The 25818-nt window shown below is 67.4% G+C and carries 24 protein-coding genes and 1 tRNA gene; 14 read left to right on the top strand and 11 right to left on the bottom strand.

Annotation, left to right across the window (positions count from 1 at the left end):
• Positions 1-25: 25 nt before the first annotated feature.
• Positions 26-3010 (top strand): S8 family serine peptidase, encoded by a 2985-nt coding sequence (locus FDA38_RS33240; RefSeq protein WP_170989956.1) that lies wholly within the window; start codon positions 26-28, stop codon positions 3008-3010.
• On the opposite strand, the gene FDA38_RS33245 is transcribed toward FDA38_RS33240, so the two are convergent.
• Together FDA38_RS33245 and FDA38_RS33250 are read right to left on the bottom strand one after the other, a co-directional pair.
• The gene (locus FDA38_RS33245) at positions 3007-3747 is read right to left on the bottom strand and encodes a helix-turn-helix transcriptional regulator (RefSeq protein WP_137258144.1); all 741 of its coding nucleotides are present in this window, start codon (positions 3745-3747) and stop codon (positions 3007-3009) included. The two genes, FDA38_RS33240 and FDA38_RS33245, sit on opposite strands and share 4 nt — an antisense overlap.
• A 123-nt stretch (positions 3748-3870) precedes the next feature.
• Entirely contained in the window at positions 3871-4212 is a 342-nt protein-coding gene (locus FDA38_RS33250) for a hypothetical protein (protein WP_137258145.1), read from the bottom strand.
• Between the two features lie 204 nt (positions 4213-4416).
• Between FDA38_RS33250 and FDA38_RS33255 the strand changes: the two genes are divergently transcribed.
• The 3 genes from FDA38_RS33255 to ligD are packed head-to-tail and all read left to right on the top strand — an operon-like array spanning position 4417 to position 7647.
• Entirely contained in the window at positions 4417-5487 is a 1071-nt protein-coding gene (locus FDA38_RS33255; RefSeq protein ID WP_170989957.1) for a helix-turn-helix domain-containing protein, read from the top strand.
• Between the two features lie 49 nt (positions 5488-5536).
• Positions 5537-6646 (top strand): branched-chain amino acid aminotransferase, encoded by a 1110-nt coding sequence (locus FDA38_RS33260; RefSeq protein ID WP_137258147.1) that lies wholly within the window; start codon positions 5537-5539, stop codon positions 6644-6646.
• Positions 6647-6681: 35 nt separating this feature from the next.
• On the top strand, positions 6682-7647 hold the full coding sequence (gene ligD, locus FDA38_RS33265) for a non-homologous end-joining DNA ligase (RefSeq protein WP_137258148.1): 966 nt from the start codon (positions 6682-6684) through the stop codon (positions 7645-7647).
• Here the strand turns inward: ligD and FDA38_RS33270 are convergent.
• Positions 7644-8246, bottom strand: coding sequence for a TetR/AcrR family transcriptional regulator (locus FDA38_RS33270; RefSeq protein ID WP_202877967.1), 603 nt, complete (start codon positions 8244-8246; stop codon positions 7644-7646). The two genes, ligD and FDA38_RS33270, sit on opposite strands and share 4 nt — an antisense overlap.
• An 83-nt stretch (positions 8247-8329) precedes the next feature.
• Between FDA38_RS33270 and FDA38_RS33275 the strand changes: the two genes are divergently transcribed.
• Both FDA38_RS33275 and FDA38_RS33280 read left to right on the top strand, forming a co-directional pair.
• Entirely contained in the window at positions 8330-9676 is a 1347-nt protein-coding gene (locus FDA38_RS33275) for an FAD-dependent monooxygenase (RefSeq protein ID WP_137258149.1), read from the top strand.
• Between the two features lie 9 nt (positions 9677-9685).
• Complete coding sequence (locus FDA38_RS33280; protein ID WP_137258150.1) at positions 9686-10315, top strand: nucleoside/nucleotide kinase family protein; 630 nt, start codon at positions 9686-9688, stop codon at positions 10313-10315.
• On the opposite strand, the gene FDA38_RS33285 is transcribed toward FDA38_RS33280, so the two are convergent.
• The gene (locus tag FDA38_RS33285; RefSeq protein ID WP_233715075.1) at positions 10302-11051 is read right to left on the bottom strand and encodes a TetR/AcrR family transcriptional regulator; all 750 of its coding nucleotides are present in this window, start codon (positions 11049-11051) and stop codon (positions 10302-10304) included. The genes FDA38_RS33280 and FDA38_RS33285 overlap by 14 nt on opposite strands.
• A gap of 82 nt (positions 11052-11133) precedes the next feature.
• Here FDA38_RS33285 and FDA38_RS33290 point away from each other — a divergent pair, with 82 nt between their 5' ends.
• The 4 genes from FDA38_RS33290 to FDA38_RS33305 all read left to right on the top strand — a co-directional run bounded on the left by FDA38_RS33290 (position 11134) and on the right by FDA38_RS33305 (position 13728).
• Positions 11134-12033, top strand: coding sequence for an ATP-binding cassette domain-containing protein (locus FDA38_RS33290; RefSeq protein WP_137258151.1), 900 nt, complete (start codon positions 11134-11136; stop codon positions 12031-12033).
• A gap of 11 nt (positions 12034-12044) precedes the next feature.
• Entirely contained in the window at positions 12045-12818 is a 774-nt protein-coding gene (locus FDA38_RS33295; RefSeq protein WP_137258152.1) for an ABC transporter permease, read from the top strand.
• A 244-nt stretch (positions 12819-13062) separates the two neighbouring features.
• On the top strand, positions 13063-13260 hold the full coding sequence (locus FDA38_RS33300) for a hypothetical protein (protein ID WP_134108795.1): 198 nt from the start codon (positions 13063-13065) through the stop codon (positions 13258-13260).
• 144 nt (positions 13261-13404) lie between these two features.
• Positions 13405-13728, top strand: a complete 324-nt coding sequence (locus FDA38_RS33305; RefSeq protein WP_137258153.1) for a putative quinol monooxygenase — start codon at positions 13405-13407, stop codon at positions 13726-13728.
• On the opposite strand, the gene FDA38_RS33310 is transcribed toward FDA38_RS33305, so the two are convergent.
• The 3 genes from FDA38_RS33310 to FDA38_RS33320 all read right to left on the bottom strand — a co-directional run bounded on the left by FDA38_RS33310 (position 13676) and on the right by FDA38_RS33320 (position 17514).
• Entirely contained in the window at positions 13676-14635 is a 960-nt protein-coding gene (locus FDA38_RS33310) for a WxL protein peptidoglycan domain-containing protein (protein WP_137258154.1), read from the bottom strand. The two genes, FDA38_RS33305 and FDA38_RS33310, sit on opposite strands and share 53 nt — an antisense overlap.
• A gap of 69 nt (positions 14636-14704) precedes the next feature.
• On the bottom strand, positions 14705-16267 hold the full coding sequence (locus FDA38_RS33315; protein ID WP_137258155.1) for a purple acid phosphatase family protein: 1563 nt from the start codon (positions 16265-16267) through the stop codon (positions 14705-14707).
• A gap of 98 nt (positions 16268-16365) precedes the next feature.
• A complete protein-coding gene (locus FDA38_RS33320; RefSeq protein WP_233715076.1) occupies positions 16366-17514 on the bottom strand; it encodes a HupE/UreJ family protein in 1149 nt (382 codons plus the stop codon).
• 166 nt (positions 17515-17680) lie between these two features.
• Between FDA38_RS33320 and FDA38_RS33325 the strand changes: the two genes are divergently transcribed.
• Positions 17681-18343, top strand: coding sequence for a type 1 periplasmic-binding domain-containing protein (locus FDA38_RS33325; protein WP_137258157.1), 663 nt, complete (start codon positions 17681-17683; stop codon positions 18341-18343).
• Positions 18344-18345: 2 nt separating this feature from the next.
• Here FDA38_RS33325 and FDA38_RS33330 read toward each other — a convergent pair whose 3' ends face one another.
• Positions 18346-18984, bottom strand: coding sequence for a GPR1/FUN34/YaaH family transporter (locus tag FDA38_RS33330; RefSeq protein WP_137258158.1), 639 nt, complete (start codon positions 18982-18984; stop codon positions 18346-18348).
• A 210-nt stretch (positions 18985-19194) separates the two neighbouring features.
• On the opposite strand from FDA38_RS33330, the gene FDA38_RS33335 reads away from it, so the two are divergent.
• On the top strand, positions 19195-20247 hold the full coding sequence (locus tag FDA38_RS33335) for a zinc-dependent alcohol dehydrogenase family protein (protein WP_137258159.1): 1053 nt from the start codon (positions 19195-19197) through the stop codon (positions 20245-20247).
• Between the two features lie 46 nt (positions 20248-20293).
• On the opposite strand, the gene FDA38_RS33340 is transcribed toward FDA38_RS33335, so the two are convergent.
• Positions 20294-20370: transfer RNA gene (locus FDA38_RS33340), tRNA-Met, on the bottom strand.
• Between the two features lie 104 nt (positions 20371-20474).
• On the opposite strand from FDA38_RS33340, the gene FDA38_RS33345 reads away from it, so the two are divergent.
• Together FDA38_RS33345 and FDA38_RS33350 are read left to right on the top strand one after the other, a co-directional pair.
• On the top strand, positions 20475-21440 hold the full coding sequence (locus FDA38_RS33345) for a GNAT family N-acetyltransferase (protein ID WP_170989958.1): 966 nt from the start codon (positions 20475-20477) through the stop codon (positions 21438-21440).
• 117 nt (positions 21441-21557) lie between these two features.
• Positions 21558-22127: a hypothetical protein gene (locus FDA38_RS33350; RefSeq protein ID WP_137258160.1), complete on the top strand. Its 570-nt coding sequence runs from the start codon at positions 21558-21560 to the stop codon at positions 22125-22127.
• A 73-nt stretch (positions 22128-22200) separates the two neighbouring features.
• On the opposite strand, the gene FDA38_RS33355 is transcribed toward FDA38_RS33350, so the two are convergent.
• Together FDA38_RS33355 and FDA38_RS33360 are read right to left on the bottom strand one after the other, a co-directional pair.
• On the bottom strand, positions 22201-25185 hold the full coding sequence (locus FDA38_RS33355) for a UPF0182 family membrane protein (RefSeq protein WP_137258161.1): 2985 nt from the start codon (positions 25183-25185) through the stop codon (positions 22201-22203).
• Entirely contained in the window at positions 25182-25799 is a 618-nt protein-coding gene (locus FDA38_RS33360; protein WP_202877968.1) for a PPA1309 family protein, read from the bottom strand. The genes FDA38_RS33355 and FDA38_RS33360 overlap by 4 nt, the downstream gene beginning before the upstream one ends.
• Between the last annotated feature and the right edge of the window lie 19 nt (positions 25800-25818).

Below are 25818 nucleotides of genomic sequence, written 5' to 3' on the forward strand. Positions count from 1 at the left end.
GGACAACATGCCGTGGAGGCATCACGTGAACCATCCGAACCTGCGCAGGCGTGCCGCACTCTTGGCCGGCGCCGCGCTGATCACCACCGCCTTGGTGGCTCCACCAGGATCAGCAACCCCTCCCACCACCCCACAGGGCCGGTCGAGCTTCGCACCCGGCCGGTACGTCGTCACGCTGGCCGACAAGCCACTGGCGACGTACCAGGGTGGTGTGACCGGGCTCAAGGCCACCAAGCCGGCCGTCGGCCGCAAGGTCGAGGTCAACAGCAGCAACGGCAAGGCGTACAGGTCCTTCCTGACCGGTAAGCACGCACAGGTTGCTGCAGAGGTCGGCGCCAAGGTCGACCACGACTACTCGACCACGCTGAACGGCTTTGCTGCCTCGCTGACCTCCAAGCAGGTCAACGAGCTCAGCAAGACACCGGGCGTGGTGTCCGTCGTGCCCGACCAGCTGCATGTCGCGCTGGACGACCGCAAGTCGACCGACTTCCTCAAGCTGTCCGGCAAGAACGGCGTCTGGAACGCACTCGGCGGTACGGCGACCGCCGGCCAGGGCGTCGTTGTCGGCGTGGTTGACACCGGCATCTGGCCGGAGAGCGCGTCCTTGTCCGGTCCCAAGCTCGGTACGAAGCCGCCGACCGCGGCCGACCCGTACCGCCCGTACCTGTCCGGCTCGACGACCGTGATGGAGAAGGCCGACGGCGGGACCTTCACTGGTAGCTGCGAGGCCGGTGAGGACTTCACCGCCGACCAGTGCAACACCAAGCTGATCAGTGCGAAGTACTTCGGTGACGGCTGGCTCAACCTGGTCCCACCGGACCAGCGGGCCGACTACGTATCTCCCCGCGACGGCGAGGGCCACGGCACCCACACTGCGACCACTGCAGCCGGCCGGGCCAATGTGGATGTCTCCGTCGGCGGCGTCGGCTTCGGTACGGTCACCGGCGTCGCTCCGGCCGCCAAGATCGCCGTATACAAGGCACTCTGGTCAGGGAAGGACGGCCAGAACTCCGGCGGCCTCACCTCGGACATCCTCTCCGCCATCGACCAGGCGGTCGCGGACGGCGTCGACGTCATCAACTACTCGGTCGGATCGATCTTCGAGTCCGAGCACACCGATCCGATCCAGCTGGCGTTCCTGTCGGCAGCGTCGGCCGGTGTCTTCGTCTCCGCGGCCGGTGGCAACTCCGGACCGGACGCGTCCACGCTCGACAACACCTCCCCCTGGGTAACCACGGTCGGCGCGACCACAGTTGCGCCGTACGAAGGCACTGTCGTGCTGGGCAACGGCCAGAAGTACGCCGGCCTCAGTACGACGGTGGCCATGCCGTCCGGCAGCAAGCCGCTCGTCAGCCCGGCTGCGGTCAAGAACGCGACAGCCAGCGACGCGGACGCACTGCTCTGTATGGCGAACACGCTGGACCCGAGCAAGACGGCCGGGAAGATCGTCGCGTGTGAGCGAGGTGTCAACGCCCGGGTCGACAAGTCCGCCGAGGTGAAGCGGGCCGGTGGTGTCGGGATGGTGCTGCTCAACCTGTTCCCGCAGGACGTGGTCGGCGACTCCCACGCCGTACCGACCGTGCACGTGAACGCACCGGATGCCCTGTCGATCAAGGCCTATGCCGCGCAGGACGGTGCGACGGCTGAACTCGTACCGGGCAACACGACCAGCACCAAGACGCCGTACCCGCAGATGGCCGACTTCTCGTCACGCGGTCCTTCTCTTGCGAGCCATGGCAACCTGCTGAAGCCGGACATCGCTGCGCCGGGTGTGAACGTGCTGGCCGCTGTCGCACCACCCACGAACAACGGCCAGAGCTACGCGTTCCTCTCCGGTACGTCGATGGCCGCGCCGCACATTGCGGGATTGGCAGCGCTCTACCTGTCGAAGCACCCGGACTGGTCGCCCATGGCAGTCAAGTCCGCCCTGATGACCACCGCTGGGAACGTGCTCACTTCTACCGGGTCGGTCGACAGCAACCCGTTCGACGCAGGTGCCGGCGAGGTGCAGCCGTCCAAGATGCTCGATCCCGGTCTGGTCTACGACTCGGGTGACGCGGACTGGCTGGGTTACCTCGAGGGCAGCGGCGTCAACACCGGCACCGGAGTACCTGCGATCAACCCGAGCGACTACAACGCTCCGTCGATCGCTGTCGGCCAGTTGCTCGGCTCTCAGACCATCACCCGTCGCGTGACCGCTGTGACTCCGGGCCTGTACCGGGCGACGGTTTCCGTGCCGGGGATGAAGGCCGTGGTGACGCCGTCGATCCTGAACTTCACCGAGGCCGGTCAGACCAAGACGTTCAAGGTGAAGCTCACGCTGGACACCGGCGACTCCGGTGCGACCACGAGCGGTTGGCTGACCTGGCAGGGCGCTGGGAAGACAGTCCGCAGCCCGGTCGTCGCCGTACCGACGTCTGTCCTCGCTCCGACCGCAGTGTCCAGCTCGGGTGCCTCTGGCTCGGTGTCGTTCACTGCCACCTCTGGCAAGGCCGGTGCGCCGATCCGCTCGTACGGCGTGGTGTCCGCTCCGCTGGTCGCTGGCGCAGTGCCCGCGGGTGCTGCGGACGCCGATCTGCCGGACTACCCGGTGACGGCAACCGCACAGACCAAGGCGGTGCAGTGGAACATCAAGACGGTGGACCCGGCCGGCAGCATCTGGCTGGTGCTCTACAAGGTCGTGAACGGTCAGAAGCAGTTCCTGTCGTTCATCGGTGACGGTTCGAACCAGGCGTCGGCCAGCGTGCCCGCACCGTCCGCTGGGCTCTGGGGCGTTCTCGCGATCACGCTGTCCAACCCGCCGGGCGCAGACACGACGGAGTACACGATGCAGACCAACGTCGTGACCGCCTCGTCGGGCAACACGCTCAAGACGTCGCCTCCGGTGGCTCCGGCCGCGTTCAAGCCCTTCCAGGTCACTGCGTCCTGGTCGGGGCTGCCGACCGACAAGCGCTCGACCGGCTTCGTCGAGTTCCCGAACCGGGCCGGGACGGTGGTGACGATCAACTAGATCCAGCGGCGGCGGGCGGCCTGAACGCCCGCCTGGAACCGGGTCTGCGCGCCGAGTGCATCCATCAGCGCGCGGACCCGGCGCTGGGTCGTCCGCGGACTGATCCGCAACCGCCGGCTGATCATGTCGTCGGTCGCACCACCGGCCAGCAGCAAGAGGATGTCCCGGTCCGGTTCGGTCAGCGCCGGCACCTCACCGCTCGCGAGCAACGCGGGCATCGGGATCGCCAGCGCCCACAGCATCTCGAATGTCGCGATCAACCCGTCCAGCAGACCTGACGAACGGATCAGCAGGTTCGACTCGGCCGGCGCCCGCTTGGTCAGCCCGATCAACGCGGTGTCGTCGTCCCCCACAGCCATCTTCATCGGCACCTGCGCCAGCACCCGACTGACCTCACCGGCCGCCTGCAACTCCGGCAGCACGCCCATGATGTCCTCGGACTCGAACACCTCGGTCCCGTAGATCGCCCGGTACTCGATCCCGTCGGCCAGGCGATCCAGCTCGAGCTTCTGTTGCGTCGACGGCGGCGTGACGTACGGCGGCCGGTCCAGCACCCTGACCTCGCGACGAGACCCCCTCTGCAGCTCCTCGTACGCGCGCAGCAGCGTCGGCCCGTCCTCGATCAGCTCAACCTGATTCCCTTCCAGAACCGGCGTCCCGCGCCGCCCCCGCAGGTCATCGGCCACACTCCGCAACCGCGCCAACTGCACATCCAGTTCGTCGAGCGGATCAACCACCACCATCACCCCTCACCGACGCCAAACGCCCTCACACTAAACCGCGTCAACTAACTCTTGACAGCGTTGTCTCACAGACGCCGACAGACCCCGGCGTCGGCGCCGGGCGTGAACCGGGAGCGATCACGGGCCACAGCTGAAGCACGGCCAGAGTTTGCCGCAGCGTGAGCACCGCCCGTCCGGAGCTGAGACCGGGAGCCAGATGGTGGTTGTCGGTGCGGTCCGGTCGGGCGCTGCAGTCCGCCGGCTGAGCGTCGGGCCTGTGGACCAGTGAAGCTCGGTGCTGTCGCCGGTGCCGTGGGTGTCGAGGAGGGCGTCGACACCGTCGTCCCAGGTGGACGTGCCGCGCCGGGGAACGCGCCAGCGGACTGTGACCGCGCCGTCGGACCACTCCACGCCTTCGGCGAGGGTGGTGGTTCGGTGGACCAGGTGGAAGAGGCGGGCCTGTCGCTGCAGTGTGTTCACCGCTCCAGCCTCGTCCAGAACGCACTGTGCACAACAGGTGTGGGCTGTGGGCTGTGGGAACAGCCCACAGCCCACATGCCCTTGTTTTGTACGGTTTTTGTCGGCGAGGGCTTGTAGCGTCGCGGCACGCACCACATGAGCTCGAAGCGTGAACGGGGTGGTCCTGTGACAGACCTATCTACTCAGACGACTTTCGGAGCGCACTTGCGGCAGTCCAGGCAGGCGGCCGACCTGAGCCTGCGGCAACTGGCAGCCCGCGTCGGGTACGACCACAGCTACCTGTCGCAGGTGGAGCGCGGGCAGCGGCCGGGCTCTGCGGACCTGGCGCGGCTCTGCGACCGTGAGCTCGGCACCGGCGACCAGCTGACCGGCACCTTCGAGCGAAGGCCTCCCCGCACAGAGCGACAGACAGCCGACCCGTCCGAGCCGGCCTGGCAAGGGCTGGTCGCGGCTGACCAGACCATTGCCTTCGACGACTTCCGGAGTACTCCGCCGGCTGTGTTGCTGCCCGAGCTGGTGAGTGAGCTGCAGCTGCTGCAGGCCCGGGGCGTCGACGCAGTGCAGGTGGCCGAGCTGAGCATCCTGATCGCGGAGACCCTCACCGGGCTTGGCGAGCGACGTTCGGCGAGACGCTGGTGGTGGGCCGCCCATGCATCCGCGGTCGGCGACGGCGAGGCGCTGGTGTGCGCGAGGGAGGCAATCAGCGGTCTCGCCGAGCGGCGTCCGCTGCCGCCACTGCTGGAGCTGGCCGACAAAGCCGTGGCACAACAGTCCCCAAGCGCGGTGCCTCATGCAGCCCGCGCGTTGGTCCTGGCCGAGCTCGGGCGGAGAGAGGAGACGCAGCAGGCGCTGCAACTGCTGGTGGGCGTCGGCGATGAGACCGTCGTGACTGCCGCGCGGCCGACCGACTGGATGCCGTACCAGCTCCACTCGGCCGAGGGACGAGTGTGCGCGCGACTGGGTTACGGCGTGGCCGGCTGCGTACTGCTGGAGCGAGCCCGGGAGCTCTGCCCGGAGCACTGGATCGGCGAACGCGCCAGGATCGACCTCGCCCTGGCGGAGAGCCTGGCCGTCGCCGGTGAGGTGCCAGCTGGCCTGGCCACGGCACTGCGCGTCCTGGTCGAGCTGCCGGACGAGTGGCGCGACCTCTGGGTGGACGACGCTGCCGATCGGGTGCTCCGCGTCGTACCGGAGAGCGAGCGCGGTGCAGTCGAGCTACGGAGGCTACTGACCACCAAGGGCCGGAGTGTGGGCAGCGGGTCGAGCTGGAGGTGAGAGCAGGGGTAGCGTGCGGTGAGTGACAGGTGAACAGCGGACAACGGCAGTGGCAGACACGTGGGACTTCGCAGTCGAACTGCGCAGTGATCCGGCCGGCGCGGAGGCTCGGGCCGCCGTACTCGCGGAGCCGGCGTTCGGGCAGTCGTTCACCGACCACATGGTGGTTGCCAACTGGTCACTGGATCAGGGCTGGCACGACGCCAAGGTCACGGCGTACGCGCCGCTGAAGTTGAGCCCTGCGGCTGCTGTCTTCCACTACTCGCAGGAGATCTTCGAGGGACTCAAGGCATACCGGCACCCGGACGGCTCGGTGTGGGCCTTCCGCCCCGACCGGAACGCAGCCCGGTTCACTGCGAGCGCAGAGCGGCTGGCGCTTCCGCAGGTGCCGGAGGACGAGTTCGTCGCGGCTCTGCGCGCGCTCGTGACCGTGGACGAGGCCTGGGTGCCGTCAGCCGAGGCGAGCGAGACCAGTCTGTATCTCCGGCCGTACATGATCGCCACCGAGGCCGCACTGAGCGTCCGGCCGTCGCACGAGGTGCTGTTCGGCGTCATCGCATCACCGGCCGGTCCGTACTTCAACACCGGCCCCAAGCCGGTCTCCATCTGGCTGACGACCTCCACTATCCGGGCAACGCCGGGTGGGACGGGTGCAGCCAAGTGCGGCGGCAACTACGCGTCCAGCCTGGCCGGCCTGGCCGAGGCGGTGGCGAACGGCTGTGAGCAGGTCGCGTTCGTCGATGCGGTCGAGCACAAGTGGCTCGAGGAGATCGGCAGCATGAACATGTTCTTCGTGTACGCCGACGGCCGGATCGCGACCCCGCAACTGAACGGGTCGATCCTCGAAGGCGTCACCCGCGCATCCGTCATCGAGCTCGCCGCGGACCTCGGCCACCCGGTCGAGGAGCGCCGCGTCTCCGCCGACGAGTGGCGCGACGGCGTACGCTCCGGCGAGATCACCGAGGTCTTCGCGTCGGGCACCGCCGCCGTCATCACCCCGATCGGCCGCCTCGCGTGGCCCGACGGCGACCTGACCATCGGCGACCACTCGGTGGACTACGGCGTCGGCCCGGTCACCGCGAAGATCCGCTCCACGCTGCTCGACCTCCAATACGGCCGCACGCCGGACACCCGAGGCTGGCTCACGCGCCTCGCCTGATGCCGTTTGTCCCCGGCGCCGGTTAAGTTGGCGTCATGGCCGAGTCCAAGGGAAAGTCTCCGGCGATCGAGCTGGAGGTTGGCGAGCGGACGGTCCGGGTCTCGAACCCGGACCGCGTGTACTTCCCTGCCCGCGGCGAGACCAAGCTCGACCTGGTCAAGTACTACCTGTCCGTCGGTGACGGCATCGTCAACGCGCTCCGCGAGCGGCCGTGCATGATGCACCGGTTCCCCGAGGGCGTCGCGGGCGAGAAGGTGCACCAGAAGCGGCTGCCGCACGGCGCGCCGCCGTGGATGGAGACGGTCCGCGTCAAGTTCCCGCGGTACAACCGGACCGCCGACGAGCTGTGCGTCACCGAGATCGCACACGTCGCGTGGGCGGTGCAGATGTCGACGGTCGAGTTCCACCCGTGGAACTCCCGCCGCGCCGACACCGAGAAGCCCGACGAATGGCGCATCGACCTCGACCCGATGCCCGACTGCCCGTTCGATCGGGTGCGCCGGGTCGCACACACCGTCCACGAAGTGCTCGACGAGCTCGGCGCGGTCGGCTACCCGAAAACGTCCGGCGGCAAGGGCATCCACATCTACGTCCGGGTCGAGCCGGCGTACGGCTTCTCCGACGTACGGCGTGCGGCGCTGGCGTTCGCGCGTGAGGTCGAGCGACGTACGCCGGATGACGTGACCACCACCTGGTGGCGCAAGGACCGCGACCCGAAGAAGCTGTTCGTCGACTACAACCAGAACGCCCGCGACCACACGATCGCCAGCGCGTACTCCGTCCGCGGCAACCCCGAAGGCACGGTGTCGACGCCGATCCACTGGGACGAGATCGACGACGTGAACCCGAAGGACTTCACGATCGCGACTGTCCCGGCCCGCTTCGCCGAGCTCGGCGACCTGCACGCCGGAATCGACAACGACGTCTACTCGCTGGCGACACTGATGGAGTGGGCAGAGCGGGATGAACGCGAAGGCGCCGAGGAACCGCCGGAGGACTAACCCACCAGCCCGTGATGCAGCAGATTGGTGAGCGTATCGACGGCCTGCTCGTCCGGGATCGTCTTTCCGTTGGCCGGGTTGACCACCAGCCAGGTGTAGGCGAAACCCTCCATCAGCGCGTTCATCGCCGAGATCGCAACCAGCGGATCCGCGGGTGGATTGGGCAAGTGAGAGAAGTGCTCGATCATGTGCTGGTCGTCGTCGGCCATGATCCGCTGCAGCCGCAGCCCGAGCTCCGGGTCCACCATCGCGGCCTGCTTGACCGCGATCATCTCCGGCAGATGCGCCTGGTAGAAACGCCAGAACGCTTCCACATGCCAGCGCACCGCTGACAGCTTGCTGAAGTCGGCGTCGTGGCCGGCGACATCGACGACTGCCTCGTCGGCCTCCAGCAGCATGTCCTTGAGCAGCGCCTCGAGCAGCTCTTCCTTGCCCGCGAAGTGGTTGTAGAACGACCCCGTCGCGCGGCCCGCCGCCGCGGTGATGTCGGTGATCTTCGTGTTCAGGTATCCGCGCTCGGCGAAAACCTCGCGTGCGGCCTGCTTGAGCGCCACCTCGGTCCCGGCCGCCCGTTGCCGGCGGCTCACCGTGTCCGTCACGACAACCTCCTTGACATCGAACCTTAGCCAGGCTCATACTGAATCTGAATTCAGTGAATCATAATTCAGTCAAGGAGACCACTATGAACGTCCTGATAGCGGGTGCCGGACCGACCGGACTGACCCTGGGCATCGAGCTGGCCCGGCGCGGGATCGCGGTCCGCGTGATCGACAAGGCCACCGAGTACTTCGACGGATCGCGCGGGGACGGCCTGCAGCCGCGGACCCTGGAGGTGTTCGAGGACCTCGGCGTACTCGACCAGGTGCTGGAGCAGAGCATCACGATCCCGCTGATGAAGATCTATCTCGACGGCGAGCTGGTCGGCGAGCGCCGGATGGCCGAGCCCGTCGACCCCACCCCGGACATCCCGTACCCGAACGCCCGGATGCTCGGCCAGTCGCGGACCGAGAAGATCCTGCGCGACAAGCTCGCGGAGTACGGCGTGAACGTCGAGCTCGACACCGCGATCGTCGGCTTCACCCAGACCGGCGACTCGGTCACCGCCGAGCTGTCCACCGGCGAGACCGTCGCGGTCGACTACCTGGTCGGCGCGGACGGCGGCAAGAGCTTCGTCCGCAAGCAGCTGGGGATCGCGTTCGAAGGCACGACCGACGAGTCGATCCGCACTCTGCTCGGCGATGTAGCGGCCGACGGGCTCGACCACGAGGTCGGCTACTGGTTCGCAGGCAAGGACAACCCGATGGCAGGGATCGCTATGACCCCGCTGAGCGGCGGCGACCAGTTCCAGTTCGGCGCGCCGCTCGACGCGGACGATGCCGACACCTCGATCGAGGGCCTGCAGGCGCTGGTCGACAAGTACGCCGGCGCCGGTACTGCGAAGCTCCGCGACCTGACCTGGTCGACCGTGTGGCGGCCGAACGTGCGCCTGGCCGCGAAGTTCCGGGTCGGCCGCGTCTTCATCGCCGGCGATGCCGCCCACGTGCACCCGCCGACCGGCGGCCAGGGCCTGAACACCGGCGTCCAGGACGCGTACAACCTCGGCTGGAAGCTGGCGGACGGTCGCGAAGAGCTGCTGGCGACCTACGAGACCGAGCGCCGGACCAACGCGATGCGGGTGCTCGGGATCAGCGAGGAGCTGATGCAGAAGCACGTCGACGGCGACGAGTCGGCGATGGAGCGCGGCGAGAACACCCGCCAGCTGGACGTGTCGTACCGCGACCCGTCGGACGGCCGCCCACTCGTCTCCGGCGACCGCGCTCCCGACGCTCCGCTGATCGATGCCTCCGGCAACAAGGTCCGGCTCTTCGAGCTGTTCCGCGGCCCGCACGAGACCCTGCTGCGCTTCTCCCCCACCACTGCGTCGGACCATCCGCACGCTGTCGAGATCACCTCACCGGAAGCGTTCGCGATCTATCACGCGCAGCCGGGCGACGAGATCCTGATCCGTCCGGACGGTTACCTCGCTTAGGATTTTCGGGTGCAGACCCTGGATGCAGCCGCCGCCTACGATCGTGCCGTCGAGCTGGCGACACGAGGGCGGCGGCAGATCCTCGGGATCACCGGGGCGCCGGCGGCGGGCAAGTCGACGTACGCCGAGCAACTGGCCGCGAAGCTGAGCGCCGACGGTCATCAGGTCGCGCTGGTGCCGATGGACGGCTATCACCTCGCGCAGTCGGTGCTCGAAGACCTCGGCCTCGCCGGGGTGAAGGGCGCGCCGCATACCTTCGACGGCTACGGCTTCGTCGCGTTGCTGAGGAGGCTGAAGGAATCGCCGGACGAGCAGATCTGGGCGCCGCGGTTCGACCGCAGCATCGAGGACTCGATCGCCGCGAGCATCGGCATTGCTCCTTCAGTAACCCTGGTTGTGACCGAAGGCAACTACCTGCTCCTCGACGAATCGCCTTGGACCGGTCTCCGCACGCTGATCGATCAGTGCTGGTACGTCGAGGTGGCCGAGGGCTTGCGCCACGCACGACTCGAGGCCCGCCACCGTTCTTTCGGCAGATCAGCCGAGGAAGCACACGAACGCACGTACGGCTCCGACGAACGCAACGCGCACCTGATCGCGGCCACCGCACAGGCGGCCGACGCGATCATTCACCCTTGACGCACACCCGCTCGATGAACGCGGCAACGCCGTCCAGGTAGAGCTGCAGACCGAAGTCGAAATCGGCCTCGTTGTCCTCCTCGAAGCTCCCGACCTCGTCGAACACGCCGGCCTCGACCGTCCGCGCGACCGCCGGATAGACCCGCGGATCCGCGACCCGCCGCAACGTCGCGCCGAACCGCTGAAACGCGTCCGGGTTGTCCGCGTAGCCCGCCGCCAGGTCGAACGCCATCCGGATCTCGCCCTGCACGTAGGTGATGAGCCCCATCACGACGCCGACCTTCGCCTCCTCCGGCAGACCGGTGTCCTTCAGTACGCCGAGGGCCGAGTCGAACCACGCTAGGTTGTTCGGACCGGCCGGCGGACCCGAGATCGGCACCTTCGCGTACCACCTGTGCCGCCGGATCGCCGTCAGTACGCCGTCGGCCCAGAACGTCAGCCCGGTCCGCCAGTCGACGCCCTCCGGCATCGGCTCCGGTCGCTCGAGCGCGGCGTCCGACATGATCACGAGCAGCTCGTCCTTGCTCTTCACGTGCCGGTAGAGCGCCATCGTCGAGTTGCCGAGCCGCTCGGCGACGCGAGCCATGGAGACGGCGGCCAGATCCTCGGCGTCGGCGATCTCGATCGCGGCGCCGACGATGTCGTCGAGCGTCAGCGACGGCTTCGGCCCGCGCCGCGGGGTCTCCCGCAACCGCCACATCGCCGCGACATCGGCCGGCAGCTCATCGTTCTCCACCGGGTCAGTTTAGGGCTTGCGTCGCAGTACTGCGTACCTTCTACGCTATTTAGCGTATTCGATACGCAGTAAGGAGGGGACGATGATCGTCGAGGCAATCGGACTGCGGAAGTCGTACGGCGCGAACGAGGTGCTGACCGGGGTCGACTTGAGCGTCGAGGAAGGTTCGGTGCTCGCGCTGCTCGGCCCGAACGGCGCCGGCAAGACCACGGCGGTACGCATCCTGACCACGCTGACCAAGCCGGACTCCGGTACGGCGACGATCGCGGGGTACGACGTACTGCGCGAGCCGGCCCGGGTCCGCGGGGCGATCAGTCTCACCGGGCAGTACGCCGCGGTCGACGAGAACCAGACTGGTCGGGAGAACCTGGTGATGGTCGGCCGGCTGATGCATCTGGGCCGGCGGGCCGCACAGCGTAGTACGGCCGAGCTGCTGGGGCAGTTCGGGCTCACTGACGCGATGGACCGGCGCGTGAAGACGTACTCGGGGGGTATGCGTCGGAAGCTCGACCTGGCGATGAGTCTGATCGCCCGGCCGCAGGTGATCTTCCTGGACGAGCCGACCACCGGACTGGATCCGGCCAGCCGTTCGGCGATGTGGGACGCGATCGTCGAGCTGGTCCGCGGCGGTACGACGATCCTGCTCACCACGCAGTACCTGGAGGAGGCGGACCGGCTGGCGGACCGGGTCGTGCTGCTCGACCACGGCCGGATCGTGGCGAGTGGTACGGCGGATGCGCTCAAGACCCAGATCGGTGGCGAGCGGATCGAGCTGCGGTTCTCGGACGAGGTACAGCTGCTGAAAGCGACCGGAGTACTGGACGGGGTCGCGAACGAGTTGGTGCTGAACGTGCCGTCGGACGGTACGGCGGCTCATCTCCACCACGTGCTCGACGTACTCCGGGACAACGGACTGGAGCCGGAGCGGGTCTCGTCCCACCGGCCGACGCTCGACGACGTGTTCCTCGCTCTGACGGCCTGAGGGGTTTGCTGATGTCACATCAGGGAGTTGTCGCCGCCTGCTCGGACGCGGCGACCATGATCGACCGCAGTGTGCGGCTGGCGCGGCGCAACGTCGACACGTTGTTCGCCTCGATCCTGTTGCCGTTGCTGATGATGGCGCTGTTCGTCTACGTGTTCGGCGGCGCGATCAACACGGGGACGGAGTACGTCAACTACGTCGTACCGGGAATCCTGCTGCTCACTACCGGGTACGGCGCCGCGTCGACGGCGATGGTCGTCGCCGACGACATGAACAGCGGGATGATCGACCGGCTGCGGTCCCTGCCGATCCACCGCTTCGCCGTACTCACCGGACACGTGGTCGCGAGCGTGGCGCGCAACGCCGCGTCGACGGCGATCGTCATCCTCGCCTCACTGGCCATGGGGTTCCGCCCAGCCGGCGGAGTAGTCGACTGGCTCGCGGCTGTTGGCCTACTGCTGCTGTACGTCGTCGCGCTGTCCTGGCTGGCTGCGGGGCTCGGTGTCATCGCCAAGTCGGTGGAGTCGGCCAGCACTCTCAGCTTCTTCATGCTGTTCCTGCCGTACCTGAGTAGTGCGTTCGTGCCACCGGAGTCGATGCCGTCGTGGTTGCAGCCGGTCAGCGAGCACCAGCCGATCACTCCGGTCATCGAGACGATCCGCAGCTTGCTGATCGGGACACCGATGGGCAACAGCGGTCGAGCCGCGCTGGCCTGGTGTTCCGGTCTGCTCCTGTTCTCGGTTGTGCTGGCGACCTCGCTGTACCGCAGACGCAACAGCCGCTGAGCGCAGGACTCGGACCGTTCGGCGAAGGTTTGGCGGTGAAACGACCGGGCGTGACCCCTTGGTCGCGTTAACGTCAAAGTCCCCCCCAACGTGTGGTGGTCCCACTCCCCCCGGGACCCACACGGACGAGCGCCCCGATCACTGATCGGGGCGCTTTGTTTTCCAGATTTTTCTTGGCGACGGTGTCGAATCCGGCCCACCTTGTCCGACGTATCAGTAAGAGCGACCAAGGGAGAGGGTCAGAATGAACATCACCACCGACACCCGGAACATGATCATCAACATGCTGGCCGAGGGCAGCCCGGTCTGGTACGTCGCCGGCATGGTCAAGATGCGCAACCACGACGTCTACGCGGTCGGTCGAGAAGCCGGCTATCCGGACAAGGCGCAGCTGCGGCGAGCCGTCTGGGCCGCCCGGAACCGCGCACTGCAAGCTGCCTGACCACCTGTCCCAGGCCGCTCGAGCCGCTGCCTGCCCCCGACGAGGGGCGGACAGCGGCTTTTGTCATCTCAGATTGCGACCGCTCACCCGCGTCGCGACCGCTAGCATCGGTCCCGGTCCCATCGATCCAGCGGAGGAAGCCTGATGATCTTCATCACCGCCAAGTTCCGGGTGAAGCCTGAACACGCCGACAACTGGCCGTCCATCACCGCCGACTTCACCACTGCGACCCGCTCCGAGCTGGGCTGCCTGTGGTTCGACTGGTCCCGCTCCCTCGACGACTCGAACGAGTACGTCCTGGTCGAAGCGTTCGCCGACGACGACGCCGCCACTCACCATGTCACCTCGGCCCACTTCAAGGCCGCCCAGGAGCACCTGCCTCCGCACCTGGTCGAGACGCCGCGGATCGTGAACTTCAAGCTGCCTCAGGATGACTGGTCCGAGCTCGGCGAACTCGCCGTGAAGTAACCAGCACCACAACGGCCAGGCACAGTACGACGAGGACGAGCAGGGCCGCCCACGGGATGCTCCAGGCGTGGGCGGTCGCAGTGACCGTGTCGAGCGTGCCGGTCGAGCCGGCCGCATCGGTGAGGAGCGGGAGCAGCGTGACGGTTCCCGTCTCGCGGATGAGCGGCCTGACTCCGTCGACCTTCGCGGAGACCTTCCAGCTCTCACCCGGGAGTAGCTGAGGCGTGTCGTCGACGTGGGCCGACCCGACTCGGCCGGCCCCGAACAGTCCGACCAGCGACGTCGACGGGCGCGCGGCGAGGATTGCGTTGCCGGTGTTGCGGATCGTGTAGGTGACGGTGGCGTCGGCCTTCGCGAACGGGACCGCCGTACCCGAGTAGTGGATCTTGACGTCGTCGACCGACACGCTCGGCTCGAGTGCGCCACTCACTCGCACCCGGATCCGGATCGCCAGGCGGCGGTCCACATCACCGCTCTGCTTCAACGACGTGACAATCCCGCCCAGGTGGTCGCCGGGTGTGGCGCCGGCCGGGACGGCGAGGGTGAACGGTACCTGGAGCGACTTGCCAGGTTGGATGGTCACCTGCGCGCTGGGCGTGTGGACCCACGTCCCCACACCGGTCGACTTGGCGTCGTCGGTGAGGAGATCGAGCCGTCCGTCGTCCGTGGTGAACCCGTCAGCGGCGTACACCCCGAGCGTGAGCGGGGTCTTGCTGCTGTTCGCGACGACGAGGGCGTCTTGGACCTCGCCGCCGGGGTCGACCGTGTAGCTGTAGTTCTGCCGATCGGACCCGAAGCTGTTGGCCGCCGTACTGACCGACCAGGGGACGTCGTCGGCAGCAACGGCCGTCCCGGCACCGGTCATCACACCGACCGCTGCCAAGAGTGTCGCGAGTAGTCCGCGCATGGGGTCCTTCCGAAATGAGGAGATCGGGATGGGCGCCTCCTGACGCCCACCCCGATCGGATTGGTCAGGTCAGCTCACACTGGTGAGCGTCGTGACGCCCTTCTGGTTCTTGCTGACCGTCCAGTCGTGGCCGCCCGGGTGACCCCAGGAACCGTGGCCGTGGCTGTTGTACGGACGGATGGTCACCTTGTCGACCAGCGAGCCGACCGGCTTGGCCGGGCTGGCGCCGCTGTTCGGGCCGCACCAGGAGACCTTGCCGAGCTCGACCGCCGCGTTCGGGGCCGCGCAGGTGCCACTGCGGACGTTCTCGACCACGAGCTTGTCCTTGCGCACCTCCACCTTGACGTAGGTCCGCACGTGCTCCTGGTTCTCCACCGAGTTGGCCCAGTGGTTCTTCGGGTTCAGCGGGTCCGGACCGTAGTTCGGGTCCTTGGTGGTGTCCGGCGCGGTCAGGTCGTAGTACTTCGACCCCGACGCCGAGTCGGCCGTCACGTAGATGACACCGCCCGGTCCCTGCACGACCTGGGCCGCGCCCGGCTGCTCGGCCGCGTTCGCCTTCTTGCCGTTCTTGATCACGTAGCTGCGCGAGTAGCTGTGGTCGTGGCCCTGCAGCACCAGATCGACGCCGAGCTTCGAGAACGCGGTCGGGAAGTCCTGACGGCGTACCTGGTTGTCGGAGTCGTTGGCGTGGTCGGCCGGCGAGTAGATCGAGTGGTGGTACACGAGCACCGTGTACTTCGCCTTGCTGCCGTGCGCCTTGACCACCTTCGAGACGTAGTCGAGGTGCGCGGCGTCCGCGCCGTTGGCGTAGGCGTTGCTGTTCAGGTCGATGAACAGCACGTCCTTGTAGAGGTACCAGTAGTCGCCACCGGACTGCGTGCTCGAGTCGCCCTGGTAGAAGGCGGCCGAGCGGTCGGTGTTCGGCGTCCAGAAGTGCTGCTCGTAGGCCTTGCCGCCGACGTCGTGGTTACCGATGGTCGCGGCCCACGGGTACTGGCGGAGCTTGTCGGGCGCCAGGAACGCGTTCCACATCGTCTCGGTGTTCGCGACCTCGACCTGGTCACCACCCGACACCAGCAGCTCGGCGCTGGGGTTGGCGGTGAGGGCGACGTTCACGGTGTCCAGCCAGCCGGCGCCGTCCTTGGCGACGTCGCCGGACGAGCCAATCTGCGGGTCGCCGAAGAACAGGAAGTTGAAGTCGCCGTTGAAGGACTGCGTCTTGAACGAGTACGTCGGCGACCAGTTGCCGTCGCTGCCGACCCGGTACGAGTACGACGTGTACTGGCGCAGGCCGTCGATCGTCGCGTGTCCGTTGTAGCCGCCGTTGACCTTGTTCGCCGCCACGGTCGCGGAGTACGTCGCGGTGTGCCGCGGGAACTTGCCGTGGACGACCTGGCGAGTGGGAGCGACCTGCACGAACTGCTTCGCACCGGTCGGGGCGTACCAGCTGACGACGCGCTGCGACTCCTTCGCGCCGACGCCGAGGACGATGCCGGTCGGAGCTGATCCGGCGGTGGTGGCCGTCGTACTGGCGGCAGCCTGGCCCACACCTCCGAACGCCGTTGCGGTCGCGACGACCGCCACGGTGAGGCACGCGGCCACGCGGGACCGTGCCCGGTTGATGAGCTTCATCGAGTGTCCGTCCGTTCTGATGAGCGGGTCGGAAGAGACCCAGGCTGAATGTCTCCCTGGCCGATGTAATTAAGGTGAACCGTGGTTTACGTCTTGCTCTAGAGCCGCTGTACGAACCACACCAGTCCCGCGACGGTCACCCCGGCGGCGATCGCCCCGGTCGTCCACAGCGCCACGGTCGGCGCGCGATGACGCAGTACGGCGAGCAGCGGGAAGGTGATCGCGATCAGCCCCAGCTGGACGGTCTCGATGCCGACATTGAACACGAGCAACGACCACAGCAACGTCCACGACCAGGCTTGCTGGATACCGAGCGCTCCGGCGAAGCCGATCCCGTGGACCAGGCCGAAGCAGAAGACGACCCCGAGCCGGGTCCACCCGGCCCGGTCGAGACTCAGGTGACTGCGACTCTCGGTCTCGAGATCGGTCGCGAGCCGGCCGCGCCGCCAGAGCCGCCACAGATGCCAGCCGGCAACGACCGCGATGGACAGCGCGATCACCGGCTCGATGAAGGACGGCGACACGTGGACGACGCCGAGCGCGGCCAGGATGAAGGTGACCGAGTGGGCGAGCGTGAAGGTCGTTGCCGCGAGCACGATTTCTCGCAGCCGACGCGATCCGGCGATCAGCGCGAGCAGGAACAGGATGTGGTCGAGCCCGGTGAGCAGGTGTTCGGCGCCGAGCCGGAAGAACTCCCAGAAGCGTTCGGTCCACGCCTGATGGGTCGAGAACGACGGATGCGCCGAGTCGAGCGCGCTGCTGCCCTTCTGCAGGTCCAGGTCGTAGGTGACGATCGTCTTGGTCCCCTTCACATACGTCTCGCTGTCGGGGAACAGACCGCTGCGCACCTCGTGTGCGTCTGCCTTCGGGCACCCGTAGTCGAGCACCAGGAACGCGTACGGGACGCCTTCACGCTGCTGAATGGTGAAGTCGCCTTGCTGCGTCGGCGTACACGCCTGACCGTCGGCCTTGATGTCGAAGCGCTGGGTGACGTACTTCAGGACCGATGCGTCATGTGCGGCCAGCGCTTGCGCCTGCTTGGTCGCGTCGCCTGCGTCGAACGCCGCCGTACCTGCCTTGAACAGCGGATCGTCCTTCTCGTAGTCCGCTGCGGACACGACGAGCAGGTCGTACTCCAGTCCGAGCTGGGCGCGCACGTGACCAGTCGCCGGCGCGGACAGATCGACGTACACGGTCGAGCTGAATCCATGGGCCTGGGCAGGCACGACACTCAGCCAGAGAGCCACCACAAGAAGGGCACACCGCCCAAGACCTCGCATGGCTCGCACGCTGCACCCGACCAGTGAACACCGGACAACCCCCAGGCGAACGCTGGCCGTCTCGCCACTTCGAAGTCGACGCCATGAGGTATGAAGGGTTCCGGCCTGATCACCTCACCCCGGAGACGATCCTTTGCCCGTACGACGCCGGTCGGCCTGCGCGCTCGCCACCGTCTTCCTGCTGGCCGGCTGCAACTCGTCCGACGAGTGGTCCCAGCCACACGCCGTACCGGCCCCGGTCGGTGCCCTCGGCAGTGGTTTCGTCGACCCGTCCGCGCCGCCGTCTCCGGAGGCCACGATCACGCCGAGCCCCGGCTCGTGGGACGACGTCCATCCGGGGAAGGGCTATCGGGTGGTGCTGCTGACCGCCGGAACCGACGCGCAGACGAAGACCCTGGTCACCGCCGTCCATGACTGGGCAGCCGCGGAGAAGGTCAGTCTCAAGACCGTCACCGCGGATGCACCGAGCCAGTACGTCGACAAGGCAACCGAAGCGATCAAGCTCGCACCGGACCTCATCATCAGCGCAGGCAACGCGCTCGTCGACCCGTTGGCCGTCATCACTGCCAACCACCTCGACCGGCAGTTCCTGGTCATCGGCGCCGAACTGGCCGAACCCACGGCGAACGTCACCGCGGCGACCTGGGCCGGCGCCTCGTACCGCGGCGAAGGTCTGGGCACCTCGACGAGCTTCGACCCGGCGTCGTTCACCCCGGCCCACGCCGACGCAGCCCTCCGAGCCGGTGCCGCGGCAGTCCTCTCCCGCCACACCGGCATCGTCATCTGGATCTCGTGACGTCAGCGGACGAGCGCCTGTCCGAGCGGAAGCGCCTTACCACCCGTCGCTTGCGAGGCCGAGCTGAAGAACAGATAGACACCTACTGCGGCGAAGACGAACACCACCACACCGGCAACCTTCAGCGTGCCCGCTGACTGCTGCAGCGTGCCGATCAGAACTAGCACCAGGGCAAGTTCGATCAGCGCGAAGAGCACTGTGTAGGCCATCGGCAGCCGGAGTGTGGCCAGGGTCAGCATCCCGACCACCACCAGCCACGAGATCACGTAGAGGCCCTGCGTATGGAGTGCGTCCCCGGCAGCGATAGCGAACCAGTTGTGCGTCAGGCCGAGCACGAGCGTCGCGTAGCTCAGCCAGAACCCGGCGAAGATGCCGAACACTCCGGCCACGGCGCTCTGCCCGAGAGCCGCCGACCAGATTGCCGCGACCAGCAGACCCACGCTGGTTGCCGCGACGATGATCGGGAGCGAAGCCCCGACCCCCGCAGCAGATACGTAGCCGACAAGCACGAGACCGAGCGCGACCGACCCGACGATGAAGCTGGGCAGACCGATCAGGGCCGGGTCTCCGGTCACAGCCGGGGCGGCTTCGGCAGGTAGTTGTTCTTGGAGGCTGTGGGCATCGGCATCGATAGTGGTCATGGCGAGCTCCTTTCCGGGGTGCGTCCCCGGCTGTGATCAGTCTCACCACCTGCTGCCGTCCGGTATGTCTCGATTTGAGAGGCGGCTCAGCGGGGCTGTCTCAAGATGAGATCAGCGCCGTGCTGCTGCGATGTGACCATCCGTTAGGTACCGGTGCGCGCCCTTGGTGCCGATCGAGTCACCCGCGTGGCCGATGAGAACGGAGTACCGATGAAGGCTCTCGTGTACCACGGACCTGGCCAGAAGGCATGGGAAGAGGTCCCGAATCCCGCGATCAAGGACCCGACCGATGCGATCGTCAAGGTCGAGGCCACCACCATCTGCGGCACGGACCTGCACATCCTCAAGGGGGATGTTCCCGCCGTCACCGACGGCCGGATCCTCGGCCACGAAGGAGTCGGTGTAGTCACCGAGGTCGGCTCCGGCTGCAAGAACGTGAAGGTCGGCGACCGGGTCATCATCTCCTGCATCAGCAAGTGCGGGACATGCGACTACTGCAAGGCCGGCCTGCCCTCGCACTGCAAGACGCTCGGCGGAATCGGCTGGATCTTCGGGCACCTCATCGACGGGACGCAGGCCGAGTACGTGCGCGTGCCGTACGCCGACAACGGGCTGATCCCGCTCCCAGAGGGCGTCTCGGCCGAAGCGGGCACGATGCTGAGCGACATCCTCCCCACCGGCTACGAGATCGGCGTACTCAATGGTGCCGTGAAGGCCGGGGACGTCGTCGCCGTCATCGGCGCCGGTCCGGTCGGACTCGCGGCGATCATGACCGCCAGCACAGCCGGCGCGTCGGCCGTTATCGCCGTCGACACCAACAAGTTCCGGCTCGATCAGTCGCGTGATTTCGGCGCGACCGAGACCCTCGAAGTCAGCTCCGGCCAGGACGTCGCGGCAGCACTACGCGAGCTCAGCTCCGACGGGCTCGGCGTCGATGTCGCCATCGAGGCGGTCGGCCTCCCCGGCACCTTCGGCACAGCCCTCGAGTCGGTCCGCCCCGGCGGCCACGTCGCCAACGTCGGCGTCCACGGCGAGAGCGTCCAGTTCCCGATCGAGCGGCACTGGATCAACAACCTCACCATCACCACCGGCCTGGTCAACGCCATCACCGCCCCCGAACTCCTCGAAGACATCAAGGCAGGCACCATCGCCCCCGAGAAGTTCATCACCCACCACTTCACCTTCGACCAGTTCGACGAGGCCTACAACACCTTCACCAACGCCGCCGAACAAGAAGCCCTCAAGGTCATCATCACCCAGTAACCCCAGACAAAGGCGAAGGCCCGGACCTGATGGTCCGGGCCTTCTGTGGTAGCGGGGGCAGGATTTGAACCTGCGACCTCTGGGTTATGAGCCCAGCGAGCTACCGAGCTGCTCCACCCCGCGCCGTTGTGTCTTTAGTTTAGAGGATCGGGGCTGAGCAACCAAATCGGTTCCCGGAGTGCCGAAATCCTGTGTTCGGCGGGGGCGGATCGGCGTACCTTCCGAGTATGTCCCGACACGTCATCCGTCCGTTCGAGGAGGCGGATCTGGCAGCCGCCGCCAGTCTGCTCGCCCAGCGGCATCGGGAGCACCGCAAGCGTCACCCTTTGCTTCCGGCGGACTACGAAGACGAGCGACTTGCGCTCGTCGAGGTGACCGCGGCCTGGGAGAGCGAGGGCGCGTCCGGCGCGGTCATGGTCGAGGGCGGCGAAGTCACCGGTTACCTGCTCGCCGCGCCCAAGCCGTCGGCGGTCTGGGGTCCGAACATCTGGGTCGAGGCGGCCGGTCACACCGTCCGCGAGCCGGAACACATTCGCGACCTGTACGGCGCCGCCGCCGAGCAATGGGTCGACGACGGCCGCATCGCGCATTACGTGCTGGTGCCCGATGATGCCGAGCTGATCGATGCCTGGTTCCGCCTGGCGTTCGGCTCGCAGCACGCGCACGCGGTCCGCCCGGTGCCGGACACTCCGTTGCCCCCGGCACGCGATCTCGTCGTACGCCGTGCTGCCCGCGCGGACATCCCGGTACTCGCGGAGCTCGATCTCGTCCTGCCCCAGCACCAGGGTCTGTCGCCGGTGTTCTCGTCCGGGGAGATCCCGACGCTCGAGGAGGCGGTGGCGGACTGGGAGGAGTCGATCGACGACCAGGACTACGCGACCTTCGTTGCCGAGTACAACGGTCAGGTCATCGGGTCCGCGGTGGGTTGTTCGCTGGACAAGTCGAGCGCGCACAACGGGCTGGCCAAGCCGGACAATGCCGGCTTCCTCGGGTTCGCCGCGGTACTGCCGTCGGCGCGTGGGCTCGGCGCCGGACGTGCGCTGGGCGAGGCGGTGCTGCAGTGGTCGGCTGACACCGGCTACACGTCGGTCGTGACCGACTGGCGGGTGACGAACCTGTTGTCGTCGCGAGCTTGGCCCCGGCTCGGGTTCCGGCAGACGTTCCATCGCTTGCACCGACTGATCGGCCACTGATTCCGGCGTTGTCCACAGGATCGAATTCGCGTGTCCTGGCACGTGCCGATCGCGGCATCTTCTTGGGCGTAAGGCGTCTCGCAGCAGGCGAGGCGCCCTCTTCCCCAGGAGGCAGTCATGTCGCGTTCACCGCTTCGTTCCCGAGTCGTGCCGTCCGCCCGTCGTATCGTGATCGGGAGCGCGGTCGTCCTGGCCTCACTCGGGCTCTCGACGACCGTGCCTGCCTCAGCAACTTCGACGTACTCCGCGGCATCTCCATCGACCGAGCAGAGGGCTGGCACCTTGGACGGCTTCGTGATCGAGAACCTTCCCGACGGCATCGGCACGCCGAGCGACTTCGAGTACGAGTGGGAGGACGTGTCCTTCCACAGCCGGGTCTGGGAGACCGGCCCGGATCCGGACGGGGCGTACAAGGTCGACCTCACGGTCAAGACGATCCGCGGCGAGAAGCTCACCGATCTCGAGGCCCTGAAGGACTTCCTCGTCGAGTACGAGGAGAAGGAGCCGGGTTCCTGGCAGCTGACCCCGGTCAAGGTCGGTGGGTACGACGGCCTGTTCTCCGGCGACGAGGTGTTCTACTTCGTCGCGCCGGGTGTCGCGGCCGAGGTGACGATCGACCACGAGCGCTTCACCGACGAGGACGTGCTCGACACCGCGGCGGGCTTCCATCCGGAGTCCACCACCTGATGCCCTAGGCAACGGAACGGGGCGGCGACCCCGACTGTTGTCGGTGTCGCCGCCCCGGGAGTCACCCTGTGGCTCAGCCTGTCGGTGAGGTCGTCGGCGTCGATGCCGGCGGACTGGCCGGGGTCGACGGGGCGCCGGACGGCTTCGTGGTCGGCGTCGGACTGGTTGCTGCGGCAGCTGCCGCAGCCTTGTCCAGCGCAGCCTTCATCTGGTTGACGTTCGCCTGGTAGCCCGCGAGATCACTCTTCTTGAGGGCTTCCTGCGCCCGGTCGTACGCCGCCTGGGCGTCCGCCAACGCCTGCTTGACCGTCTGGTTCGGCTGGTTCGCAGGCGGCGTCTTGGTACCTGGTGGTTGCTCACCCGTGTCGACGTTGGTCTTGAAGACCGTGGCCAGGGCTTCCTGCAGCGTGGAGCCGAAGGCGACCCCATCGCCGAAGGACACCAGGACGTACCTCAGCACGGGATAACTACCGGGCCCGCTCGTCCGCACCGAGTAGACCGGTTGGACATAGAGCAGTCCACCACCGAGAGGCAGCGTCAGCAGGTTGCCGTACTGCGCTCTGGCGCCGCTGCTCGGCTGGTTGATCGGGAGCAGCGCCTGTCTGATGCCTTCGTCGGTCTGGAACTTGTTGTAGACCTGCCCCGGACCAGGTATCTGCAGGTTGCCGGGCAATCGCAGTATTCGGAACTTGCCGTAGTCCGGAGATGTCGCCTCGGAATCGACGGCCATGAACGCAGTGAGGTTCTCCCGTTCGGCGTTCGGCACGTAGACCGACGTCAGCGAGAACTTCGGCTCGGTCTGATCGGGCATCCGCAACGAGAGATAGAAGGGAGGCTGGCTGATATGCGTCGAGGAGTCGCCGCCGGACGAGACCGCGGTCGGGTCGTCCGGGACACGCCACAGGTCGCTGTTCTGGTACCAGGTGCCGGCGTCGGTGACGTGGTACTTCGCCAGCAGGTCGCGCTGGACCTTGAACATGTCCTCCGGGTAGCGGAGGTGGGCCAGCAGGTCCGGCGAGATCGCGGACTTCGGCTTGACCGTGCCGGGGAAGGCCTTCATCCAGGTCTTCAGCACCGGGTCCTTGTCGTCCCACGCGTACAGCTCGACCGAGCCGTCGTAGGCGTTGACCACGGCCTTGACCGAGTTGCGGATGTAGTTGATCTTCTCGCTCGGCTGCTGAGCGATCGTCCCGCGACCGGTGGTGGTGTCCCGGGTGCTGACGTCCAGGGCCACCTTCTCGGAGTACGGGTAGTTGTCCGAGGTGGTGTAACCGTCGACGATCCAGACCACCTGGCCGTCGACGATCGCCGGGTACGGGTCTCCGTCCGGCGTGAGCCACGGCGCCGCCTTCTCGACCCGCTCGCGCGGGGTGCGGTCGTAGAGGATCTTCGAGTCCGAGTTCACCCGGCTCGACAGCAGGATGTTCGCGTCCCGGAACTTGGTTGCGTAGAGCAACCGGTTGCCGAAGGACCCGATCGAGACGCCGCCCTTGCCGTGGTAGGTGTTCAGCGTCGGATCGCCGCCGGTCTTACCTTCCGGTGTGTCGAGCTCGACCGGCTGGCCGCCCTCCGGACCGCCGACGATCGAGTAGTCCGGGGACTGCTCGCCGAAGTAGATCCGCGGTTCGTAGTCGCCCAGCTGGCCGGTCGGCGGCAGGTCCTTCTCGGTCCAGACCGGCGTACCGTCCGCGGCCCGCTGGTTGCCGTTCGCGGCGACGACGCCGTAGCCGTGGGTGTAGACAGTGTGGTCGTTGTTCCAGTTGCGCTGGCCGGCCGGCAGGCGGTCGACCTGGACCTCGCGGACCGCGATGACGGTGTCGTTGACCTTGTCGCCGATCTTGTACCGGTCGACGTCCAGATCGGTCGGGAACGAGTAGAACCCGCGCACCTGCTGGAGCTGCTCGAAGGTCGGTCCGACCACGCTCGGGTCGATCAGCCGGATGCCGGGCAGCACCTCGGTGTCCTGCAGCAGTTCGGTGGGCGTCGCGGTCGTCTTGGCCTGGTAGTCGGTCACCTCGGTCCCCGCGAGGCCGTAGGCGTCACGCGTGGCCTCGATGTTCTTGGTGATGTAGGGGCCTTCCTTCACCGGCTCGCTCGGCCGGACGCGCAACTGCTGGAGCGCGGCGGGCCAGAGAGCGCCGAGGAGGATCGCCGACAGGATCAGCACGACTGTGCCGACACCTGGCAGCAGCCAGGTCTTGCGGACCACATTGGCGAAGAACAGACACGCACAGAGGACCGCTATGACGGCCAGGATTTCCTTGCTGGGCAGGACCGCGTTGTCGCCGGTGTAGGAGATGCCGGTGAAGAGCCGACTGTCCGAGGTGGTGAGGCCGAAGCGGTCCAGCCAGTAGCTGAAGGCCTTGAGCAGCACGAGCAGACCGAGCAGGACGGAGAACTGCACCTGCGCCGCGCCGGAGGCCTTCTGCCCCTTCGCGGACGGGCGGAAGCCGCCGTACAAGTAGTGCGTGATGATCGCGGCGACGAGCGACAGCAGGACGATCGAGTAGCCGAAGCCGAGCAGTACGCGCAGCCACGGGTAGTCGAAGACGAAGAACGCGATGTCCTTGTTGAAGTGTTTGTCGGTGACACCGAAGGGGGTCCGGTTCTTCCAGGCCAGGAAGACCTTCCACTCCCCCGACGCGGCCGAGCCGCCGAAGACCAGCATGAGGGTCGCGACCACTCCGACCGCGATCTTCCCGTGCTGCTGCAACAGGTCGCCGTACCGCTCGAAGCCGGGGCTCGGCGACGGCGCCAGGGCGACGCGAGGACGGGCGCGGAACGCGACGATGATGTTCGCGACGACCGCGGCCGCCATCAGCAGACCGACGATCACGAACAGCAGCACCCGGGTCCCGAGCACGGTGCTGAAGACCGAGCCGAGGTCGACCGAGCGGTACCAGAGCCGTTGGGTCCAGACGTCGGTGAAGACGCTGAAGAGGATCAAAAGGACGATCAGGGTCGCGATCGTCGGCAGCAGGGCCCGAGGACGTCCGCCTGTTCGCCGCGATCTGCGGGCCGGCGGCTCCTCCGGCATGTCGTAGACGCCGTCGCTCATCGTCGCTTCTCCTCGTCGTCACTCATGCCGTCGACCCCAGGACCATCGCCCGGCCGGCTGCCGACCGAAGGTTCGAATGTCAAAGACAGTACTTCGCACAGCGTGGGGACCAAGTCGGCGCCGGCAAGCACAGCGCTGTCTTCGTCGTGCTCGCGGAGCCGGACGGCGCCGAACCGTCCGCCGTCCCGGAGCACCGCCGCGACCATCCTGACCTCGTGCCGGCGCGGATCGCTGCCGGCCAGCTGGGCCAGTCGGGAGTCGGACTCGACGCTGGACAGACCGGCCTCGGCCGAAGCCGGGAGCACGATCCTCTCGATCGCCAGCGCGCAGCCGGCGACTCCGTCGGGCCATTCGATCCGGCCGAGCGCGTCGGCCAGGTTGTCGTCCTCGACACCACCGGGAAGCTCACCCTGGGCGACCGGGGTGAGCGGCTGGGAGGCGTCGTCGGCACCGAGTTGCGCGGCCAGTTGCGGTTCGGCGCGGAGCAGTTCCTCGGTCGGGACCAGCGCGAACAACTGCGCGGGCTGGTCCCAGCCCGCGCTGCTCACGTGCTTCTCGATCTCGATCACCGCGCGGTTGAGCGCGTCAGGAGGCAGCGTGCCTACGGATTCCATGCCGGCAGGTCTTCCCTTC

It is taken from the genome of Kribbella jiaozuonensis, assembly GCF_005233875.1.
Taxonomy (GTDB): Bacteria; Actinomycetota; Actinomycetes; order Propionibacteriales; family Kribbellaceae; genus Kribbella; species Kribbella jiaozuonensis.

What these genes read in the sequence shown, in the direction of transcription:
- ligD (WP_137258148.1), top strand. Translation starts at nt 6,682, where the DNA reads ATGGCCGAGTCCAAGGGAAAGTCTCCGGCGATCGAGCTGGAGGTTGGC.
- FDA38_RS33275 (WP_137258149.1), top strand. Translation starts at nt 8,330, where the DNA reads ATGAACGTCCTGATAGCGGGTGCCGGACCGACCGGACTGACCCTGGGC.
- FDA38_RS33290 (WP_137258151.1), top strand. Translation starts at nt 11,134, where the DNA reads ATGATCGTCGAGGCAATCGGACTGCGGAAGTCGTACGGCGCGAACGAG.
- FDA38_RS33295 (WP_137258152.1), top strand. Translation starts at nt 12,045, where the DNA reads ATGTCACATCAGGGAGTTGTCGCCGCCTGCTCGGACGCGGCGACCATG.
- FDA38_RS33300 (WP_134108795.1), top strand. Translation starts at nt 13,063, where the DNA reads ATGAACATCACCACCGACACCCGGAACATGATCATCAACATGCTGGCC.
- FDA38_RS33305 (WP_137258153.1), top strand. Translation starts at nt 13,405, where the DNA reads ATGATCTTCATCACCGCCAAGTTCCGGGTGAAGCCTGAACACGCCGAC.
- FDA38_RS33310 (WP_137258154.1), bottom strand. Translation starts at nt 14,635, where the DNA reads ATGCGCGGACTACTCGCGACACTCTTGGCAGCGGTCGGTGTGATGACC.
- FDA38_RS33315 (WP_137258155.1), bottom strand. Translation starts at nt 16,267, where the DNA reads ATGAAGCTCATCAACCGGGCACGGTCCCGCGTGGCCGCGTGCCTCACC.
- FDA38_RS33330 (WP_137258158.1), bottom strand. Translation starts at nt 18,984, where the DNA reads ATGACCACTATCGATGCCGATGCCCACAGCCTCCAAGAACAACTACCT.
- FDA38_RS33335 (WP_137258159.1), top strand. Translation starts at nt 19,195, where the DNA reads ATGAAGGCTCTCGTGTACCACGGACCTGGCCAGAAGGCATGGGAAGAG.
- FDA38_RS33345 (WP_170989958.1), top strand. Translation starts at nt 20,475, where the DNA reads ATGTCCCGACACGTCATCCGTCCGTTCGAGGAGGCGGATCTGGCAGCC.
- FDA38_RS33350 (WP_137258160.1), top strand. Translation starts at nt 21,558, where the DNA reads ATGTCGCGTTCACCGCTTCGTTCCCGAGTCGTGCCGTCCGCCCGTCGT.
- FDA38_RS33355 (WP_137258161.1), bottom strand. Translation starts at nt 25,185, where the DNA reads ATGAGCGACGGCGTCTACGACATGCCGGAGGAGCCGCCGGCCCGCAGA.
- FDA38_RS33360 (WP_202877968.1), bottom strand. Translation starts at nt 25,799, where the DNA reads ATGGAATCCGTAGGCACGCTGCCTCCTGACGCGCTCAACCGCGCGGTG.